This is a genomic window from Actinosynnema sp. NPDC059335 (genome assembly GCF_042752395.1).
Classification (GTDB): Bacteria; Actinomycetota; Actinomycetes; order Mycobacteriales; family Pseudonocardiaceae; genus Actinosynnema.
In genome coordinates this window covers 41251-59215 of sequence record NZ_JBHYXZ010000043.1, presented here as the reverse complement: position 1 = coordinate 59215, position 17965 = coordinate 41251, and the positions used below count along the sequence as shown (strand labels likewise).

Genomic DNA, 17965 nt, shown 5'->3' with positions numbered 1-17965 from the left:
GTTCCAGCCCACTGTTGCGGTAGGGCTGGAAGCGCCCCCTTGACACGCGCGGTAGGGCTGCGCCAGGTCGGCGGGATGACACGGAACCCTTCTGTTGGGGAAGGGCAGCAGGTGGTTGACCTCGGCGTTGTGGGTTGGGGTCAGCTGACCGGTTCGACGATCTCGGGGCGGGCTTCCGGGGCGGAGGAGCGGACGGCGTCGGCGGCTTGGTCGTCCGGTTCGGTTTGGGAGGCGCGTTCGGCGTCGACGCGGGCCGTGTAGACGGAGACCTCGTGGTCGATCATGGCGTCGTCCCAGTTGTGGACGGTGGCCATCAGGCGGGCGACCGGGAGGGCGCAGTCGACGCCGCGGTGGGGGTACTCGATCGAGATCCTGGTGCGGCGGGTGAGGACGTCCTCCAGGTGCAGCGCGCCTTCGTGGGAGGCGGCGTAGACCACTTCCACCTGGAGGTAGTCGGGTGCGCCGGGGACCGGTTTGAGGAGTTCCGGGTCGGCGGATTCGAGGACTTCGTGGACCAGTGACCCGTAGCGGTCCAGGAGGTGGCGGACGCGGTAGGGGTGCAGGCCGTAGCGGGTGGCCAGGTGGTCCACCTGGTTGACCAGGGCGTGATAGCCGTCGGCGCCGATCAGCGGGACCTTGTCGGTGATGGAAGGTTGGATCCGGCCCGGCAGGTCGACGGAGGCCGCGTCCACGGCGTCCGCGCCCATCACGCGGTAGGTGGTGTACTTGCCGCCGGCGATGGCGACCAGGCCCGGGGCGACCCTGGCCACGGCGTGCTCGCGGGAGAGCTTGGAGGTGGACTCGCTCTCGCCGGCGAGGAGCGGGCGCAGGCCGGCGTAGACGCCTTCGATGTCGTCGTGGGTCAGCGGGGTCGCCAGGACCTCGTTGACGTGCTCCAGGATGTAGTCGATGTCGGCCCGGGTGGCGGCCGGGTGGGCCAGGTCGAGGTTCCAGTCCGTGTCGGTGGTGCCGACGATCCAGTGGTTGCGCCACGGGATGACGAACAGCACCGACTTCTCCGTGCGCAGGATCAGGCCCGACTCGGAGACGATCCGGTCCCTCGGCACGACGATGTGGACGCCCTTGGACGCGCGGACGCGGAAGCGGCCCCGGCTGCCCGAGAGGCGTTGCAGCTCGTCGGTCCAGACGCCGGTCGCGTTGATCACGGCGTGGGCGCGCACGGAGGTCTCGCGGCCGTCCTCGACGTCGCGCACGCGGACGCCGGAGACCCGGTCGGCCTCCCGGAGGAAGCCCACGACCTGGGTGGACGTGCGGACGACGGCGCCGTAGTGGGCGGCGGTGCGCGCGACCATCATGGTGTGGCGGGCGTCGTCGGCCTGCGCGTCGTAGTACCTGATGCCGCCGATGAGCGCGGTGGGCTTGAGGGCGGGCACGAGGCGGAGCGCGCCCGCCTTGGTCAGGTGCTTCTGCCCCGGCACGGAGCGCGCGCCGCCCATCGTGTCGTACATGAGCAGGCCGGCGGCGGTGTAGGGGCGTTCCCAGACGCGGTGCGTCAGGGGGTACAGGAACGACACCGGCTTGACCAGGTGCGGGGCGAGGCGGGTCAGCATCAGTTCGCGTTCCCGCAGGGCCTCGCGCACCAGCCCGAACTCGAGTTGTTCCAGGTACCGCAGCCCGCCGTGGAAGAGCTTGGACGACCGGCTCGACGTGCCCGAGGCCAGGTCGCGCGCCTCGACCAGGGCCACCCGCAGGCCGCGGGTCGCGGCGTCCAGCGCGGAGCCGACGCCGACCACGCCGCCACCGATGATCACCAGGTCGAAGGTCTCCGCGCCGAGCCGTTCCCAGGACTCCGCGCGCTCGAGCGGCCCCAGCCGACCCGCGTTGGCGGGGTGCTTGCGCGTGACCACTGGCGCCTCCCTGATGCTCGACTCGACGGCCCGACCAAGGACTGACTCGACCACGTTACCCGCTGGTACGCCACCCGTGGACAACCGATCAGGCCGGAACTAGCGTCAACGGGCATTGTGGGGTGGGCAGCGCCGCCGGACCCGGACCGCGCTGCCTCCTGTCAACGCGAGGAGGTCGGCGAGTGAGCAGTGGCTCGATCTTCGTGTGGGAAGTGCTGGGCACCGCGATCCTGGTCCTGCTGGGCGCGGGTGTCGTCGCCAACGTCGTCCTGAAGGACACGTTGGGCAACGCCGGCGGGTGGCTCCTGATCAACGTCGGCTGGGGGTTCGCGGTCTTCGCGGGCGCCAGCATCGCCGCACCGAGCGGCGCTCACCTCAACCCCGCGGTCACGCTGGGCCTCGCGGTCGCCGGCAAGACGCCGTGGGCGCAGGTCCCTGTCTACTTCGCGGCCCAGATGGTCGGCGCGTTCCTCGGCGCGGTCGTCGCCTGGCTCGCGTACAAGGCGCAGTTCGACGCGCACGACGACCCGGCGGGCACGCGCGGCATCTTCTGCACCGGTCCGACCATCCCCAAGGCCGGCTGGAACGTCGTCACCGAGGTGATCGGCACGTTCGTGCTGGTCGTGTGGGTGCTGCTCAGCCCGGGCGCGAAGGGGGCCGTGGACGGCGTCCCGCAGCTCGGCAACGCGGCCCTCGGCTACGCGGGCGTGGCGTTCGTCGTGATCGGCATCGGCGCCTCGCTCGGTGGCCCCACGGGGTACGCCATCAACCCCGCCCGCGACCTCGGGCCCCGCATCGCCTACGCGATCCTGCCGATCCGCGACAAGGGCAGCGCCGAGTGGGGCTACGCCTGGGTGCCGGTGGTCGGCCCGCTGCTCGGCGGCCTGCTCGCCGCACTCCTGTACCTGGTTCTCCCGGTCTGAAAGGACTCCAGCGCATGACGAAGTACGTGGCCGCGATCGACCAGGGCACGACGTCGACGCGGTGCATGGTCTTCGACCACTCCGGTCGCGTGGTCTCCGTGGACCAGAAGGAGCACGAGCAGATCTTCCCCAAGGCCGGGTGGGTCGAGCACGACGCCAACGAGATCTGGACCAACACGAGGCAGGTCGCGGCGGGCGCGTTGGCCAAGGCCGACCTCACCGTCGCGGACATCGCCGCGGTCGGCATCACCAACCAGCGCGAGACCGCGCTGGTGTGGGACAGGACCACGGGGCAGCCGGTCTACAACGCGATCGTCTGGCAGGACACGCGCACGGACCGGATCTGCCAGGAGCTGGCCGCGCTGGGCGGCGGTCAGGAGCGCTACCGGGACAAGACCGGCCTGCCGCTGGCGACGTACTTCTCCGGGCCGAAGGTCCGCTGGATCCTGGACAACGTCGAGGGCGCGCGGGAGCGGGCCGAGGCCGGTGACCTGCTGTTCGGCAACATGGACACCTGGGTGCTGTGGAACATGACGGGCGGGGTCGAGGGCGGTGTGCACGTCACCGACCCGACCAACGCGTCCCGCACGCTGCTGATGGACCTCGACACGCTGAACTGGGACGAGGGCATCGCGGCCGACATGGGCATCCCGCTGTCGATGCTGCCGGAGATCAAGTCGTCGTCCGAGGAGTACGGCAAGGTCCGCGCCCGCGGCGCGCTGGCCGGCGTGCCGATCGCGGGCATCCTCGGCGACCAGCAGGCGGCGACGTTCGGGCAGGCGTGCCTGTCGCCGGGCGAGGCGAAGAACACCTACGGCACCGGCAACTTCGTGCTGCTCAACACCGGCACGGACAAGGTGATGAGCGACAACGGCCTGCTCACCACGGTCTGCTACAAGATCGGGTCGCGGGAGCCGGTGTACGCGCTGGAGGGCTCGATCGCGGTGACGGGGTCGCTCGTGCAGTGGCTGCGCGACAACCTCGGCCTGATCTCGTCGGCCGCCGAGATCGAGCAGCACGCCCGTTCGGTGGAGGACAACGGCGGCGCGTACTTCGTGCCCGCGTTCTCCGGGTTGTTCGCGCCGTACTGGCGGTCGGACGCGCGGGGCGCGATCGTCGGCCTCACCCGGTTCGTGAACAAGGGGCACCTGGCCCGCGCGGTGCTGGAGGCCACGGCGTTCCAGACCCGTGAGGTGATCGACGCGATGAACGCCGACTCGGGTGTGCCGCTGAAGGCGTTGAAGGTCGACGGCGGCATGGTGGTGAACGAGCTGCTGATGCAGTTCCAGGCGGACATCCTGGGCGTGCCGGTGATCCGGCCGGTGGTCAACGAGACGACCGCGCTGGGCGCGGCGTACGCGGCGGGGCTGGCGGTCGGGTTCTGGGAGTCGGAGGACGACATCCGGCAGAACTGGGCGCAGGACAAGCAGTGGGACCCGGAGCTGGACCCCGAGGCCCGCGAGGCGACGTACGCGCAGTGGAAGAAGGCCGTGACCAGGACGTTCGACTGGGTGGAGTGACCCGGCGGGGGCGTCGTCGTCCGGGCGACGCCCCCGGTCGGGCTCAGTCCAGGTCGTCGTGGCGCATGAGCTGGCGGCCGGCCTCGGTGATCGAGCCGGTCAGCGACGGGTAGACGGAGAACGTGGTGGCGAGGTCGTCCACCGTGAGCTGGTTCTGCACCGCCAGGGTGATCGACAGGATCAGCTCGCTGGCGTTCGGCGCGACGACCACGCCGCCGATCACCACGCCCGTGGCCGGCCGGCAGAACAGCTTCACGAAACCGCGGCGCAGGCCCTCCATCTTGGCCCGCGGGTTGGTGGCCAGCGGCAGCATGATCGTGCGCGCGGGCACCTCGCCGGAGTCGATCGCCTGCTGGCTGATGCCGACGCTCGCGATCTCGGGGTTGGTGAACACGTTCGCCGCGACCGTCTTGAGCTTGATCGGGCTGACGCCCTCGCCCAGGGCGTGCCACATGGCGATGCGGCCCTGCATGGCGGCGACGCTCGCGAGCAGCAGGACGCCCGTGCAGTCGCCCGCGGCGTAGACGCCGGAGATGTTCGTGCGCGACACCCGGTCGACCGGGATGTAGCCGCCGCGGCCGGGTTCGATGCCGATCTTGTCCAGGCCGATGTCGGTGGTGTTCGGGACCGAGCCGACGGTCATCAGGGCGTGGCTGGCCTCGATCGTGCGACCGTCTTCCAGGTGAATCAGGACGCCGTGGCCGACGTTCTCGACCCGGTCGGCGCGGGCGTGCTTGACCACGGCGGTGCCGCGTTCGGCGAACACGTCCTCCAGCACCGCGGCCGCGTCGGCGTCCTCGTGCGGGAGCACCCGGTCGCGGCTGGAGACCATGGTCACCTTCACGCCGAGTTCGGTGTACGCGGAGGCGAACTCCACACCGGTGACACCCGACCCGATGACGGCCAGGTGCTCGGGCAGCTCGGGGAGGTCGTAGATCTGGCGCCAGGTGAGGATCCGCTTGCCGTCGGGCTCGGCGCCGGGCAACACGCGCGGGGTCGCGCCGGTCGCGATGAGCACCACGTCGGCGGGCAGGACCTCCTTCGCGCCGTCCTCGGTGACGGCGACGACCTCGTGCTGGGCGAGGCCCTTGGCGTTGTCGCAGAACTTCGCGACGCCGTTGACGATGCGCACGCCCTCGCGCTGGAGGCGGGCGCGGACGTCGGCGGACTGCGCGAGCGCGAGACCCTTCACCCGTCCGTGGACGACCGGCAGTTCGACCGCGGCTTCCGCGTTGTTCGTGCGAATGCCCAGCTCACCGGCGTTGCGGAAGGCGCTGCGGCCGCCCGCGGAGGCGATGAACGTCTTCGACGGCACGCAGTCGTAGAGCACGCAGGCGCCGCCGAGACCTTCCCGTTCGACGATGGTCACGTCGGCCCCGTGCTGGGCCGCGACCAGTGCCGCCTCGTAACCTGCGGGGCCACCGCCCATGATGACGATGCGGGTCACGCCACGTCCTCCTCAGGGTCGTCGGTGCTGTTCGCACCGGTGGTAACCGTACGCGGTCGGGTGTCGGGGTGTGTCGTCCGGTCTTCTCGTACCTCGCGGTGATCGCGAGGTCGCTAGGCTGTGGTCGTGCCGCTCTATGCCGCGTACGGGTCCAACATGGACCCGAACCAGATGATGGAGCGAGCCCCCTACTCCCCGATGGCGGGGACCGGGTGGCTCGCCGGATGGCGTCTGACGTTCGGTGGCGAGGACCTGGGCTGGGAGGGCGCGCTCGCCACCATCGTCGAAGACCCGGACTCGCAGGTGTTCTGCGTGCTCTACGACGTGAGCCCGCGTGACGAGTCCCGCCTCGACCGCTGGGAAGGCGCGCTCGGCCTCTACAAGAAGATCCGCCTGCGCGTCCAGACCCTGGAAGGCTCGGTGACCGCCTGGCTCTACGTGCTGGACGCCTACGAGGGGGGACTGCCCTCGGCCCGCTACATCGGCGTCGTCGCCGACGCCGCCGAAGCCGCGGGCGCTCCCGACGACTACGTCGCCGACCTGCGCACCCGCCCCTGCCAAGGCATCGGCCCCTGACCCGAGAGTCCAACCTTCACGTCGCGTGAGTCCAACGTTCAACGCGCGTGAGTCCTACACCCAGAACTCGTGAGTCCTACGTTCAGGACTCCCGAGTTCAACACTCAGCTGCCGGAACAGGCGGACGGGGTTGCGCAGGTCACTGACGTCGGCACGGAGCACCTTCCAGCCCCGCCGTCGCAGGTCTTCGTCACGGGACCGGTCGGCCTGGGCCTTGTCGACGTGCGCGGCGTAGCCGTCGTACTCCAGCGCCACGCGCTTGTCCGGCCAGGCGAAGTCGAGCCGCCAGATCTCGCGGCCGTCCAGGTCGCGGACGGAGAACTGTGGTTCGGGCAGCGGGAAGCCGGCCTCGGCGATGGTGAGCAGGAGCGAGCTCTCCGCCGCGGACTCGGGCAGCCCCGTGGCGAGATCCAGCAGGAACACCGCCCGCCGCCGCCCGCGGTGGTCGCGACGGGTCGAGATCCGCACGGCGAGGTCGGCCTTGAACGACGCCCGCTCCTGTGGCGGCAGCGCGCCGAGGGCCTGGTCCGCGCAGGCCAGGGCCGTGGATCGATGGCGGGCGCGGCAGAGCAGGTCGGCGATGACGTAGTCGAGCGCCATGCAGCGAAGGCCGTCGATGTTGACCACGTCCGCAGGGTCGTACTGGTGGTAGTGGACGGCGAGGTCGGGACGTGGCCGAATCCTGCGGTCGTAGTCCACCAGGAGGTGCACGCGGTTGGTTTCGGCGGCCGTGCACCCGTGGAGCCAGGCCGCCGTGTGGTCGGTCAGCACGGCGTCCGTTCCGGCCATGAGCAGCGCGGCGGCGGCCCGGGTGCGCAGGTCCGTCATGCGTTCGCGCTGGATGACGACCGTGCGGCAGAAGTTGACCAGGCGGCCGTCGCGGATGGCTCGGCTCACCGCTTGGTGGCCGATGTGGTCGTGCAGCCGCGTGCGGGGGTAAGCGCCGTGGAGGCCCGGAGGCAGATCGATCATGCATAACCGAGTGGCGGGACCATCGATCCCGTACACGGTTCACCTGATCGTGGGAAGCCGTGATGCGTGAGCGTTGAATTCAGGTGCTCTGAACGTTGGACTCTCGCGTTGTGAGCGTTGGACTCACGGGGTGGTGAGGGATTCCAGGTGGTGGGTCAGGCGGCGGAGGTCGACGGGGGAGATGGTGCTCCACGGTTGTTGGCCGGGGGTGGCGCGGCGCACTTGCAGGTAGCGGCCGTGGGGGTTGTCGAAGAACGCGACGACGTGGTCCTGGCGGACGCGCTTGCCCCACTTGTCCCGGGACGCGGCGCCGAACTGGCCACGGTTGCCCGCGTCACGGAACATGTCGGCCAACGTGCGGGCGTCCTCCTGGCGGATGCCCCGCGCCACCAGCCCGGCGAACAGCTCGTCCGGCGTGTTCGCGCCGGCCGCGGCGGCGTCCAGGTCGGCGCTCGGCAACGTCACCGAGTGCCCCGGACCCGCCGGCAACGGCGGCAGCACCGACAACGCCTCCCGCGCCAGCCCTTCGGACGACGCCGGGCGCAGGGTGAGCTGGTCGTTCGACAGCACGGCCAGCACCCCTGACCGCCCCTTGGCGGCCGCCAGCACGCGGACGCTGCGACCCAGCCACAACCGCCCGTCCACCTCCTGCTCCGGCCGGCTGAGCAGGTGCAGCAGGTCCTCCAGCGCGGGGTCGAGCGCCACCGGCCGGCCGAGGCCGCGCCGGTCGAGGTCCGCCCACACCCGTTGCTCCAGCTCGGCCCGCTCGGCGTGCGTCTTGCCCGGCGAGGGCACCTTCAGCACCAACGGCATCGTCTCCAGCCGCAGGTGCTCCCACAGCACGTCGAACTCCAGCGCCGAGATGGTCACCGGTTCGCGGACGTCGTTGCCGCCCAGGTCCAAGCCGAACGTCGTCATCAGTGGGTGGTGCTCTCCCCGATCACCGGTGGCGAGATGGTCCCGCCGACGCCGTAGATGTCATCCGTCTGCCGAAGGTAGTCGGCGGCGTCGTGCGTGGCGTCCTCTTCCTCTTCCGCGCCACGAGGACCACCCAATCCGCCGAACGGGTCGAACACGGGCTGCGCCGGCGCGGGCGTGCTGCGCTTGTGCACGGTGTCGTTGCCGCCGGCCTGGCCGCCGGCGCCCAGCAGGCCCGTCGACCCGCCCGGACCGGCCGCCGCCGCGTGCTGCGCGTTGGCCGTCGCGAACGCGCCGAACTCCGCCGAGCTGACGTGCGTCGTGCCGGTCGGCAACGGCACGCCGGGAGCGGGTAGCACCTGCTGGCCCGCACCGGAACCGGAACCGCCGGAACCGGCCCCGCCACCGCCCGCGCCGCCGGCACCGGCGTGCTGGCCGTTGGTCGTGTCGGTGACCGCCGGGTTCCGCTTGTCCTTGTTCTGCTGCGCGCCGCCGATCACGCCACCGGGCACGTACCCCGTCGAACCGGAGGCCGACGCCGGAGCCGGTAACGCCGCCGTCGAGGCCCTGGTCGCCCCGGGAACGGAACCGGCGGACGACGACGTGCCCGTCGACCCGCCGAACGACGGCTGCGCCACGGGACGCGGTGCCCAGCCGCCGGACCGGCCGCCACGACCGCCGCGCCACCCACCACGACCGCCGCCACGCCCACCGCGCGGACCGCCGTAACCCCAACCGGGCGCGGACACGCCCGCCGCGTCGTTCCGCGCCACGTCCGGCGCGCTGATCACCAACTGCGGCGGCTGGTGGAACTGCCCCAGCGTGCTGGTGTTGGAGAACGTGCTGGAGGCGTAGGTCGTCATGACCTCACGCGCGCGCTGCTCGGCCGCGCTCTGCGCCTTCTCCTGGCGCTCGTAGTCCGTCTGCCCGCCCACCAACGCGGTCAACGCGCTGACGAGCAGGTTCGGCTTCTCCGCCGTCACGGGCACCGGCGGCGGCATGTCCGCCCGCGCCTTGGCGATGTACTCCGCCTGCAACTCGGCCGACGTGCGCATCACCTCGGCGCCGGCACGGGCGTCGTCCGCCCACGCGGCCAGGGGGTTGATGCCGACGCGCGCCTTGTCCGCGGCCGAACCCTCCCAGGTCGCCCCGGACCGCAGCACGCCGGCGTGCAGCTCGGCGTTGATCTCGGTCAACGCGGCCGAGACGCCCTGCCACCGCTCCATCGAGGCGTGCGAGGCCCGCGGTCCCGGGCCGGAGTTGATCGCCTCGTACAGCTCTTCGTGGCTGTACCCGCTCCAGCGGTGTCCCTCGGGCATGAACTTCCCCTTGCCTGCGCCGGGCGCTCAGCGGCCGCCCTGCTGTCCCATCAAGCCGGTGTTGTCTTCTTCGATGGACTGGTACTGCCGCTCGACCAGGTCGAGCGCGTCCATGGCCGACTTGAGCTGCCGCTGGTAGTTCTCCAACGCGATCAGCGCCGAGTCGCCCGACTCCAGCGACCGCTCGTTGAACCGCTCCGCGGCGTCCCGGCTCACCGGGTCGCCCGCCCACGGTCGGACCCTGACCTCGGTGATGGCCAGCTCGATCTGCTTGTCCAGCTTGGTCAACGCGCCCGCGAACGCGCTGCGCAGGCTCGGGATCGCGCTCGGCTCGACGTTCAGGGTGTGCGACAGGGGTGGTGGTGAGCCCGTGTCAGCGCCGTGGCCGTGGTCTTCCGCCGGCATCGACGACCTCCCGCCTTCCCTCGGTCCCGTCACGCGTTCCGCTCCTCGCGCATGGTCACTCTAGCCACACGGTCCGACAGCGGGGAGTGGGTCGAGCCCACATCCCCCGCGTGGGTCAGCGCCGTTGCAGCAAACCGGCCACCGCCGCCTCCGCCGCCCGTTGCGCCCCCTGGCACAGCGTGTCCTGCGTCGCCGCTCTTTCGTTACCGCCGTCGCGGAACATCACGTCCAGGAACTGCCCTTCCGCGACGTCCACCTCGACGTTGCACACGCCCTCCATGGACGGCGTGCGCACGACCAGACCGGGGAACCCGGCCACGGTCGTGGGTTCGGCGTGCACCTGGGCGTTCTCGCTCAGCCACACACCGACGCCCTCGACTGTGACGAGCGCGAGCCGCACCACGTTCCCGCTGATGTTGCTGCGCATGGTGCACGCCTTCGCGTTGCCGAAGCTCGCTTCCACGTAGGCGCTGGGCGGGTTGTCCAGGCTCAGCGCGATGCGCTGCTCCGGTGACAGCACGGCGCACGGGTCCACGTCGTCCAACCGCAGCTCACGGGGCCGGGGAGGCAGCGACGGCACGGTGGTCGTCGCCGCGGTCAGGGGTTCGTCCACCCGGCCGTCGGCCTTCTTCTCCGGGAAGGGCGTGCAGGAGGCCATCGCCAACGCGCAGAGCGTGGCAGTGAGCACCCGAGCAGCCCTCATGACGACCTACCGTAGCCGGGTCCACACGCCGCGTGGACCCCCGGCTGTGAAGCCGCACTTCTCGGCCACTCGCCGGGCCGCCGCGTCCGGTGGTCTGGCGGTGACCGAGCGCAGGTCCAGGAACCCGAACCCGAACCGCAGCACGGCCGCCGTCGCGTGGGTCGCGATCCCCTTGCCGCGCGAGCCGGGTGTCGTCCAGCAGCTCAGCTCGCCCCCGCGGGTCAGTGTGATCTCGCCCACCGCTGTTCCGGTGAGCTGGTCGCAGACCGCCCAGGAGCAGGACTCGTCGGCGTCCCACTGGCGGGCGCGTTCGGCGATGTGCGCGCCGGCCGCGTCCAGGTCGGGGAGGAAACCGCCGCCCACCAACGCCACCCGGTCGTCGATGCGGTCGTCCGCGCGGAGTTGGCGCAGGTAGAACTCGCCCGCGTTGATCTCGACGGCCTCCATGCGCCGGGAGACTAGTCCGTCACGAACCCGTCGTGCCGCCCGGCCAGCTCTTCCAGCAGCCCGCGGTGGGCGGACGCGGGCTGGTCGTCGGGACCGGTGGTCAGCTCGACCACCCAGTCGGCGTCCTCCACGTCGTCCTCGCCGGCCAGCAGATCCTTGTGCACCGCGCACGGCGACCACCCGGCCGCCGCCAGTTCGCGCGCGGCCTCTTCCGCGTCCCCGCGGTCGTGCAGCACCAGCAACAACCGGCCCGACGCGCCGCCCGGGGCGGCGGTCACGTCGTCGTCCAGCAATCCCCGTGACGACAACGCCTCCCGCAGCGCGGGGAAGTCCGGCGTGTGCACCGAGTCGATGCCGACGGTGCGCGCCGCCCTGGCGTTCTCCTCGTTGTCATCGCAGAACAACGTCCCCGACGGGGAATGTTGGAGCACCCGCAACGCGCGCCGGAACGCATCGGGCGCCGGCTTGGCCACCCCGAGCCTCGCGGACGACACGACCGCGTCCACCTCGCGGTCCAACCCCAGCGCGGCCAGGTCGCGCGGCAGCCGGTCGGTCGCGTTGGACAGCAACGCCACCCGGCACCGCCCGCGGACCCGCCGCACGAGGTCCAACGCCTCCGGGATCACCTCGCCGGTCCGGGTCCACGCCGCCACGGCGTCCGCCGCGCGGGCCGGCGACAGGCCCTCGCCGGAGACCAGCTGCCCGCGCACCGCCGCGCGCCACTCCTCGTCCGTGACGCGCCCGGTCGTCGCGGGTCCGGCCAGCGCGAACGACACCCGCGCCAACGTGCCGCGCGGCAGGCCGTGCTCGTCCTCGATCGGCCCGTCCGGCGGGAACCGGCGCAGCACGCCGTCCAGGTCGAGCAGCAGCAACGACGGTCGGCTCAACGCCTGCCCATCCGGCCGATGAGCAGCGCCACCGCGGGGATCAGCAGGAAGACCAGCACCGTCTTGGTCAGGAAGAACAACACCACGCTGATCAGCGCGACCGCCGTGACGGCCACGCTGCCGAGCCGCGGGTCGAGCGCGAAACCGGGCCGGGCCGCCGGGCGTGGCGGCGGCACCAGCGGGTCGACCTGCGCGAACCGCGGCCGGGGCGCGGGCAGGTCGCTGAAGAGCGCGTACAGGTCGCCGCGGGTCTTCGCGGTGGCGACGCGGGCGGAGCGCTCGCCGTACTCGTCCACGCTCAACCGCCCCTCGCCGAGGTGCGTGCCGAGCAGTTCGAGCGCGTGCTCACGCTCCGCGTCGCCGATCCGGATGTCCCGCTCGCTCACACGGTGAGCCTATTCCTTGATCTCGCAGATGACCGTGCCCTGGGTGACGGTCGCGCCCGGTTCGGCGGCCAGACCCGTGACGACGCCGGCCTTGTGCGCGGTGACCGGGTTCTCCATCTTCATGGCCTCCAGCACGACGATCAGCTCGCCGGCCTCGACCTGCTGCCCGTCCTCGACCGCGACCTTGACGATCGTGCCCTGCATGGGCGCGGCCACCGCGTCGCCGGACGCCGCCGCGCCGCCCTTGCCGCCGGCGCGCTTGCGCGGCTTGGCCTTCACGCCCGCCTTGGCGCCGGCGCCGCCGCCCGCGAACGCCAGGTCGCCGGGCAGCGAGACCTCCAGCCGCCGGCCGCCGACCTCGACCACCAGGGTCTGCCGCGGCTCGGCCTCCTCGGCCTCCGCGCCGTCGGTGAACGGCGGGATGGTGTTGTCGAACTCGGTCTCGATCCACCGCGTGTGCACGGTGAAGCCGTCCTCCGAGCCGACGAACGCCGGGTCGCGCACGATCGCGCGGTGGAACGGCAGCACGGTCGCCATGCCCTCCACCACCATCTCGTCGAGCGCGCGCCGGGCCCGCTCCAGGGCCTGCGTGCGGTTCTCGCCGGTGACAATCAGCTTCGCCAGCAGCGAGTCGAACTGGCCGCCGATGACCGTGCCGTTCTCGACACCCGCGTCCACCCGGACGCCGGGACCGGACGGCGCGGTGAACGTGGTGACCGTGCCGGGGGCGGGCAGGAAGTTGCGGCCCGCGTCCTCGCCGTTGATGCGGAACTCGATCGAGTGGCCGCGCGGGGTCGGGTCCTCGGTGAACCGCAGCTCCTCGCCCGCGGCGATGCGGAACTGCTCGCGGACCAGGTCGATGCCCGCGGTCTCCTCGCTGACCGGGTGCTCGACCTGGAGCCGGGTGTTGACCTCCAGGAAGGAGATCGTGCCGTCCACCGCGACCAGGTACTCGACCGTGCCCGCGCCGTGGTAGCCGGCCTCCTTGCAGATGGCCCGCGCGGAGCGGTGGATCTCGGCGCGCTGCTCGTCGGTCAGGAACGGCGCGGGGGCCTCCTCGACCAGCTTCTGGTGGCGGCGCTGCAACGAGCAGTCGCGCGTGCCGACGACGATGACGTTGCCGTGCTGGTCGGCCAGCACCTGCGCCTCGACGTGCCGCGGCTTGTCCAGGTACCGCTCCACGAAGCACTCGCCGCGGCCGAACGCCGCCACGGCCTCGCGCACCGCGCTGTCGAACAGCTCGGGGATCTCCTCCAGCGTGCGGGCCACCTTGAGACCGCGACCGCCGCCGCCGAACGCCGCCTTGATCGCGACCGGCAGGCCGTGCTCCTCGGCGAACGCGACGACCTCCTCGGGACCCGCGACCGGGTCCTTGGTGCCGGGCACGAGCGGCGCGCCGGCGCGCATCGCGATGTGCCGCGCGGTCACCTTGTCGCCGAGGTCGCGGATGGCCTGCGGGGTCGGTCCGATCCAGATCAGGCCCGCGTCCAGCACCGCCTGCGCGAAGTCGGCGTTCTCGGAGAGGAACCCGTAGCCGGGGTGCACCGAGTCCGCGCCCGCGCGCTTGGCCACGTCGAGCAGCTTGTCGATGGACAGGTAGCTGTCCCCGGGCGTGCTGCCGCCCAGGGCGAACGCCTCGTCCGCCAAGCGGACGAACGGAGCGTCCCGATCCGGGTCGGCGTACACGGCGACGCTGGCCAGACCGGCGTCTCGGCAGGCACGGATGACCCGGACGGCGATCTCACCGCGGTTGGCGACGAGGACCTTGCGCAGCGACACGACGTCCTACCTCCTGGCAACGCTGGAACGTGGAGCGGCAATGGACGGGGAGTTTAGTGACCCTTTCGTACCCGGCGACCGAGAGACAGCTCACGCTTGGGTGGAACAATCGGGAATCGTGACACGCCCGCCCACAGCCGCGCTTCTGACAGCTTGCGCAGCTGTGCTCATCACTATCGCGGGCCTGGTCATCGCCTGGTCACTGAGACCTCCTCCGGTGTCCGACGCGGGCGGCGCCGTGCCTCAGGACGAATTGCGCTGCGGCGCGACGGCCTGCCGTTCGGTGGTGAAACAGGAGGTGGGTGTCGATTCAGTGGAATTACTGGTGGGCGAGGGCGCGGGCCGGATCCGGACCAGCGGCGCTTCGGGGCCGAACATCTTCGAGTTGACCATCGCGGCTTCGGGCGCCCGGATCGACGCCGGTTCCCTGCAGTGCGTGGACGCCGAGGTCGCGGTGTGCCTGGTGCGGGGCGAGGCCGGTGGCGAGGCGCTCGGCGAGGTGCTGGTGCGGCGGTCGGGCGCGTGGTCGCGGGCGCAGGTGCCTTACGTGTCCAGCGGGGCGTACCTCGCGCTGCACGACGTGGACGACGACACGGTGGCCGACGTGGTGGCCGTGCAGCGGGCGTGCCCGGCGGGGGTGGCGTGCTCTCGGTGGTTCGCCCAGGTCTTCTCCCTGGCCGGCCGAGGCGGCGAGATGGGGTGCACGCCGGTCGTGCGCGAGCCGGAGTCCCTGCCGGGCTGGCCGACCGTGACCCCGGACCCGGCCGACCTGCGCCAGTGCGGCACGGCGTGACCCGAACGTTCAACTCGGGTGTTCCGGACGTAGGACACGCCTGTTCCGGATGTAGGACACGTGCGACCTGGACGTAGGGCTCTCGCGCGTGTCCTACGTCCGGAACGCGCGTGTCCTACGTCCAGGTCGGGTGAGGTGAGCGTTCCGGTCAGGCGGGGACCGGGGTGGTCGGGCGGGGGCCCGTCAGCAGCGGCGGCTCGCTCGGCGCGTTCAGGACCTCGTCGTCGAGCAGGCCCTCGGAGCGGGCGACCAGGACCGGGACGGTGATCTGGCCGGTCACGTTGGTGGCCGTGCGGACCATGTCCAGGATCGGGTCGATCGCGTAGACCACGGCGACACCGGTGGCGATGACCTCCGGCGGCATGTTCACCGCGCCCAGGGTCAGCGTCAGCATGGTGAACCAGCCGGTGGTGCCGGCGGTGGCCAGCGCGCCGAACACGGCGACGGCGACGATCGCCACGTACTGCCACACGCCGAGCTGCACGCCGAACAGGTTCGCGATGAACACCGTGGCGATGGCCGGGTACACCGCGGCGCAGCCGTCCATCTTCGTGGTCGTGCCCAGCGGCACGGCGAACGACGCGTAGTCGTTGTCCACGCCGAGGTTGGCGGCGGTCTGCCTGCTCAGCGGCAGCGTCGCGCCCGACGAGCGGGACACGAAGGCGAACTGGATCGCGGTCCACGCCTTGGCGAAGAACGTCACCGGCGACACCCGGCCGACGAACCGCAGCAGCAGCGGGTACACCACGAACAGCACCAGCAGCGACCCGCCGTACACGGCCGCGATCAGCGAGAACAGCGGCCGGACGAACGAGTTGCCGTACGTCGCGAACGCGGTGCCCAGCAGGCCGAACACGCCGATCGGCGCGAGCAGCACGATCCAGCCGACGACCTTCTGGATCAGGTCGAACACCGAGCGGGTCAGCGTCACGAACGGCGCGGCCTTGTCACCCAGCGCGTACGCGGCGAAGCCGACCAGCACCGCGATGAACACGACCTGGAGCACCTCGCCCTCGGTGAAGGCGCTGAACAGGTTGGACGGCACCAGCGTCTCCAGCAGCGTGCTCCACGAGCCCGGGTCGCGGGCGGCGAGCCTCTCCACCGCGGCCTGCGACGGCTCGACCTGCACGCCCGAGCCCGGCTTGAAGACCAACGCGATGGCGAGGCCGATGAGCACGGCGATCAGCGACGTGATGGCGAACCACAGCAGCGTCTTGCCGCCCAGCCGCGCGGCGCGGCTCGTGCCCAGGCGGCGCAGGCTCGTGATGCCCACCACGATCGCGGTGAACACCAGGGGGATGACGGTGAACTGCAACAGGCTGGTGAAGACGTCGCCGATGTGCCCGAGGGTGGCGGTCAGCCACTCCTGCCCGGTGCTCTTGGCGACGTACCCGGCCAGCGCTCCCAGGACGAGCGCGGCGAGGACGGTGATGCCGAAGACCTTCGGCTTGGTGTAACTGCGGAGGAACGACACGGTGTGCTCCGGGTTGGGTGCGCAGGGGTGGACGACGGGGACGGCGTCAGCCGCGACAGCCCGTGTTCGTCCGGCGCCCGAAGTCGATGTGGCGGCGGCGCGTCAGCAGTTCACCCACGACTCCCCCAACCCGAAAGCCCTTCGAGAAGCTTCCCGGATCTGGGAAAATGTGACAACGGCTACCAGATGTCGGACACCGCGACACCCACTTGCCGCAGCAGCCTCCTGGTGAGCGGGAGGCTGATCCCGATCACGCTGGACGGGTCGCCGTCGATGCCGTCCACGAACCAGCCGCCCAGGCCGTCGAGCGTGAACGCGCCCGCGACGTGCAGCGGCTCGCCCGTCGCCAGGTACGCCTCCAGCTCGTCCTCGGTCGGCCGGCCGAACCGGACCAGTGTCGCCTCGTGCCCGACCGCGCGGTCCACGACCTCGCCGCCGCGCACCCGCAGCACGGCGTGCCCGGTCAGGAGGGTCCCGGTGGTGCCCGCCATCTTCTTCCACCGCTCGCGCGCGACCTCGACCGTGCCGGGCTTGCCGTGCACCTCGCCGTCGGCGGTCCGCAGCATCGAGTCGCAGCCCACGACCACGGCGTCGTCGTCCTCGTCCCGGGCGATCGCCTCCGCCTTGGCCGTCGCCAGCGCGGTCACCAGGTCCGCCGGCGTCGGGTCGGTGAGGGAGGCGGCCAACGCGTCCTCGTCGACGCCGGACACGCGGACCACGGGTTCGACCCCGGCGGCGCGGAGCACGGCCAGGCGGGCGGGGGACTGGGAGGCGAGGACGAAGCGCACGCCGTGCAGCCTAGGGCGCGGCGGGACCACCCGTTCGGGGCCGGTGCCGTGCGTAGAACTACCGATGCGCCACGTGACGGCCTTCGGCACCCTCGGTGCAGTGCAGCGTGTGGCTCTGGTGGTCCGCCGGGTCGACCGGGGCCGGCGGTGGCGCCGGTGGCTCCTGGTCGTGCCCGCCGTCCTGGTCCTGGGCGTCGCGGCCCGCGTGGTGTCCACCGACCCCGTCGGGTACGGCGTGCCGTTCTGGCCGTTCGCCGACGGCAGCGACCGGGCCGAGTACCGGGTGATGGGCGAGGTGACGACGATCGCCCGCGCGCTGCGGCGGCTGGAGGAGGTGCCGCCCGCGCTGGCCGCCGAGGGTGTCGAGGTGCTGGAGACGCGGATCGGCGTCGGCACCATGTGGATGCGGGTGCGGCTGCACGTGCCGGACGGCACGCGGTGCCGCGAGGTCTCCGTGCTCGGGGACACGGGGGTCCGGGTCAACTCCCGCCGCGTCGACTGCTGAGCAGGGCGAAGACCGTCGCCGGGGCGGCTGGTGAGCACGCCGAAGACCGTCGCCGCGCCAACTGCGGAGCACGCTGAAGACCGTCGCCGCGTCGACTGCGGAGCGCGTCGATGACCGATGCCGCGGCGACTGGTGGGCAGGCCGAAGGCCGCCCCCCCGGGGGTCCGGCGGCGGGGGGGGGCGCGTCGGGTGGGGGTGGGGGGAACCGGGCAGGCCCGGGGGCCCCCCCCCGCCCCGCCCCGTGACATATAAAAA

The 17965-nt window shown here is 71.9% G+C and carries 18 protein-coding genes and 1 pseudogene; 6 read left to right on the top strand and 13 right to left on the bottom strand.

Annotation, left to right across the window (positions count from 1 at the left end; translation table 11 throughout):
* Window positions 1-140 precede the first annotated feature (140 nt).
* The gene (locus ACFXGA_RS16225) at window positions 141-1868 is read right to left on the bottom strand and encodes a glycerol-3-phosphate dehydrogenase/oxidase (protein ID WP_378088490.1); all 1728 of its coding nucleotides are present in this window, start codon (window positions 1866-1868) and stop codon (window positions 141-143) included.
* 182 nt (window positions 1869-2050) lie between these two features.
* On the opposite strand from ACFXGA_RS16225, the gene ACFXGA_RS16220 reads away from it, so the two are divergent.
* Together ACFXGA_RS16220 and glpK are read left to right on the top strand one after the other, a co-directional pair.
* On the top strand, window positions 2051-2791 hold the full coding sequence (locus ACFXGA_RS16220; RefSeq protein WP_378088488.1) for an MIP/aquaporin family protein: 741 nt from the start codon (window positions 2051-2053) through the stop codon (window positions 2789-2791).
* Window positions 2792-2805: 14 nt separating this feature from the next.
* Window positions 2806-4311 (top strand): glycerol kinase GlpK, encoded by a 1506-nt coding sequence (gene glpK / locus ACFXGA_RS16215; RefSeq protein WP_378088486.1) that lies wholly within the window; start codon window positions 2806-2808, stop codon window positions 4309-4311.
* A 43-nt stretch (window positions 4312-4354) separates the two neighbouring features.
* Here the strand turns inward: glpK and ACFXGA_RS16210 are convergent, their stop codons facing one another.
* Entirely contained in the window at window positions 4355-5758 is a 1404-nt protein-coding gene (locus ACFXGA_RS16210; protein WP_378088484.1) for an NAD(P)H-quinone dehydrogenase, read from the bottom strand.
* 126 nt (window positions 5759-5884) lie between these two features.
* Between ACFXGA_RS16210 and ACFXGA_RS16205 the strand changes: the two genes are divergently transcribed.
* Complete coding sequence (locus ACFXGA_RS16205; RefSeq protein ID WP_033429064.1) at window positions 5885-6334, top strand: gamma-glutamylcyclotransferase family protein; 450 nt, start codon at window positions 5885-5887, stop codon at window positions 6332-6334.
* Window positions 6335-6388: 54 nt separating this feature from the next.
* On the opposite strand, the gene ACFXGA_RS16200 is transcribed toward ACFXGA_RS16205, so the two are convergent.
* Both ACFXGA_RS16200 and ACFXGA_RS16195 read right to left on the bottom strand, forming a co-directional pair.
* Entirely contained in the window at window positions 6389-7306 is a 918-nt protein-coding gene (locus tag ACFXGA_RS16200; protein WP_378088482.1) for a DUF559 domain-containing protein, read from the bottom strand.
* A 123-nt stretch (window positions 7307-7429) separates the two neighbouring features.
* Window positions 7430-8224, bottom strand: coding sequence for an ESX secretion-associated protein EspG (locus ACFXGA_RS16195; RefSeq protein WP_378088480.1), 795 nt, complete (start codon window positions 8222-8224; stop codon window positions 7430-7432).
* A 2-nt stretch (window positions 8225-8226) separates the two neighbouring features.
* Between ACFXGA_RS16195 and ACFXGA_RS16190 the strand changes: the two genes are divergently transcribed.
* Entirely contained in the window at window positions 8227-8580 is a 354-nt protein-coding gene (locus ACFXGA_RS16190; RefSeq protein ID WP_378088499.1) for a stage V sporulation protein M, read from the top strand.
* A gap of 495 nt (window positions 8581-9075) precedes the next feature.
* On the opposite strand, the pseudogene ACFXGA_RS16185 reads toward ACFXGA_RS16190, so the two are convergent.
* The 7 genes and pseudogenes from ACFXGA_RS16185 to ACFXGA_RS16155 all read right to left on the bottom strand — a co-directional run.
* A pseudogene (locus ACFXGA_RS16185) lies at window positions 9076-9543 on the bottom strand (PPE domain-containing protein); the annotation flags it as partial.
* 27 nt (window positions 9544-9570) lie between these two features.
* On the bottom strand, window positions 9571-9948 hold the full coding sequence (locus tag ACFXGA_RS16180) for a transcriptional regulator (RefSeq protein WP_378088478.1): 378 nt from the start codon (window positions 9946-9948) through the stop codon (window positions 9571-9573).
* A 115-nt stretch (window positions 9949-10063) separates the two neighbouring features.
* Window positions 10064-10651, bottom strand: coding sequence for a DUF3558 domain-containing protein (locus tag ACFXGA_RS16175; RefSeq protein WP_378088476.1), 588 nt, complete (start codon window positions 10649-10651; stop codon window positions 10064-10066).
* A 6-nt stretch (window positions 10652-10657) separates the two neighbouring features.
* The gene (locus ACFXGA_RS16170; RefSeq protein ID WP_378088474.1) at window positions 10658-11098 is read right to left on the bottom strand and encodes a GNAT family N-acetyltransferase; all 441 of its coding nucleotides are present in this window, start codon (window positions 11096-11098) and stop codon (window positions 10658-10660) included.
* An 11-nt stretch (window positions 11099-11109) separates the two neighbouring features.
* On the bottom strand, window positions 11110-11985 hold the full coding sequence (locus tag ACFXGA_RS16165; RefSeq protein WP_378088472.1) for an HAD family hydrolase: 876 nt from the start codon (window positions 11983-11985) through the stop codon (window positions 11110-11112).
* A complete protein-coding gene (locus ACFXGA_RS16160) occupies window positions 11982-12371 on the bottom strand; it encodes a DUF1707 domain-containing protein (RefSeq protein WP_378088470.1) in 390 nt (129 codons plus the stop codon). The genes ACFXGA_RS16165 and ACFXGA_RS16160 overlap by 4 nt, the downstream gene beginning before the upstream one ends.
* Before the next feature lie 9 nt (window positions 12372-12380).
* On the bottom strand, window positions 12381-14150 hold the full coding sequence (locus ACFXGA_RS16155) for an acetyl/propionyl/methylcrotonyl-CoA carboxylase subunit alpha (RefSeq protein ID WP_378088468.1): 1770 nt from the start codon (window positions 14148-14150) through the stop codon (window positions 12381-12383).
* Between the two features lie 313 nt (window positions 14151-14463).
* On the opposite strand from ACFXGA_RS16155, the gene ACFXGA_RS16150 reads away from it, so the two are divergent.
* A complete protein-coding gene (locus ACFXGA_RS16150) occupies window positions 14464-14943 on the top strand; it encodes a hypothetical protein (RefSeq protein ID WP_378088466.1) in 480 nt (159 codons plus the stop codon).
* Window positions 14944-15091: 148 nt separating this feature from the next.
* Here the strand turns inward: ACFXGA_RS16150 and ACFXGA_RS16145 are convergent, their stop codons facing one another.
* Complete coding sequence (locus tag ACFXGA_RS16145; protein WP_378088464.1) at window positions 15092-16417, bottom strand: dicarboxylate/amino acid:cation symporter; 1326 nt, start codon at window positions 16415-16417, stop codon at window positions 15092-15094.
* Between the two features lie 179 nt (window positions 16418-16596).
* A complete protein-coding gene (locus ACFXGA_RS16140) occupies window positions 16597-17205 on the bottom strand; it encodes a Maf family protein (RefSeq protein WP_378088462.1) in 609 nt (202 codons plus the stop codon).
* Between the two features lie 100 nt (window positions 17206-17305).
* On the opposite strand from ACFXGA_RS16140, the gene ACFXGA_RS16135 reads away from it, so the two are divergent.
* The gene (locus ACFXGA_RS16135) at window positions 17306-17710 is read left to right on the top strand and encodes a hypothetical protein (protein WP_378088460.1); all 405 of its coding nucleotides are present in this window, start codon (window positions 17306-17308) and stop codon (window positions 17708-17710) included.
* Window positions 17711-17965 lie beyond the last annotated feature (255 nt).

Excerpts from the sequence above, each read along its gene's own strand:
- glpK (WP_378088486.1), top strand. The coding sequence starts at position 2,806 with ATGACGAAGTACGTGGCCGCGATCGACCAGGGCACGACGTCGACGCGG.
- ACFXGA_RS16200 (WP_378088482.1), bottom strand. The coding sequence starts at position 7,306 with ATGATCGATCTGCCTCCGGGCCTCCACGGCGCTTACCCCCGCACGCGG.
- ACFXGA_RS16195 (WP_378088480.1), bottom strand. The coding sequence starts at position 8,224 with ATGACGACGTTCGGCTTGGACCTGGGCGGCAACGACGTCCGCGAACCG.
- ACFXGA_RS16180 (WP_378088478.1), bottom strand. The coding sequence starts at position 9,948 with ATGCCGGCGGAAGACCACGGCCACGGCGCTGACACGGGCTCACCACCA.
- ACFXGA_RS16175 (WP_378088476.1), bottom strand. The coding sequence starts at position 10,651 with ATGAGGGCTGCTCGGGTGCTCACTGCCACGCTCTGCGCGTTGGCGATG.
- ACFXGA_RS16170 (WP_378088474.1), bottom strand. The coding sequence starts at position 11,098 with ATGGAGGCCGTCGAGATCAACGCGGGCGAGTTCTACCTGCGCCAACTC.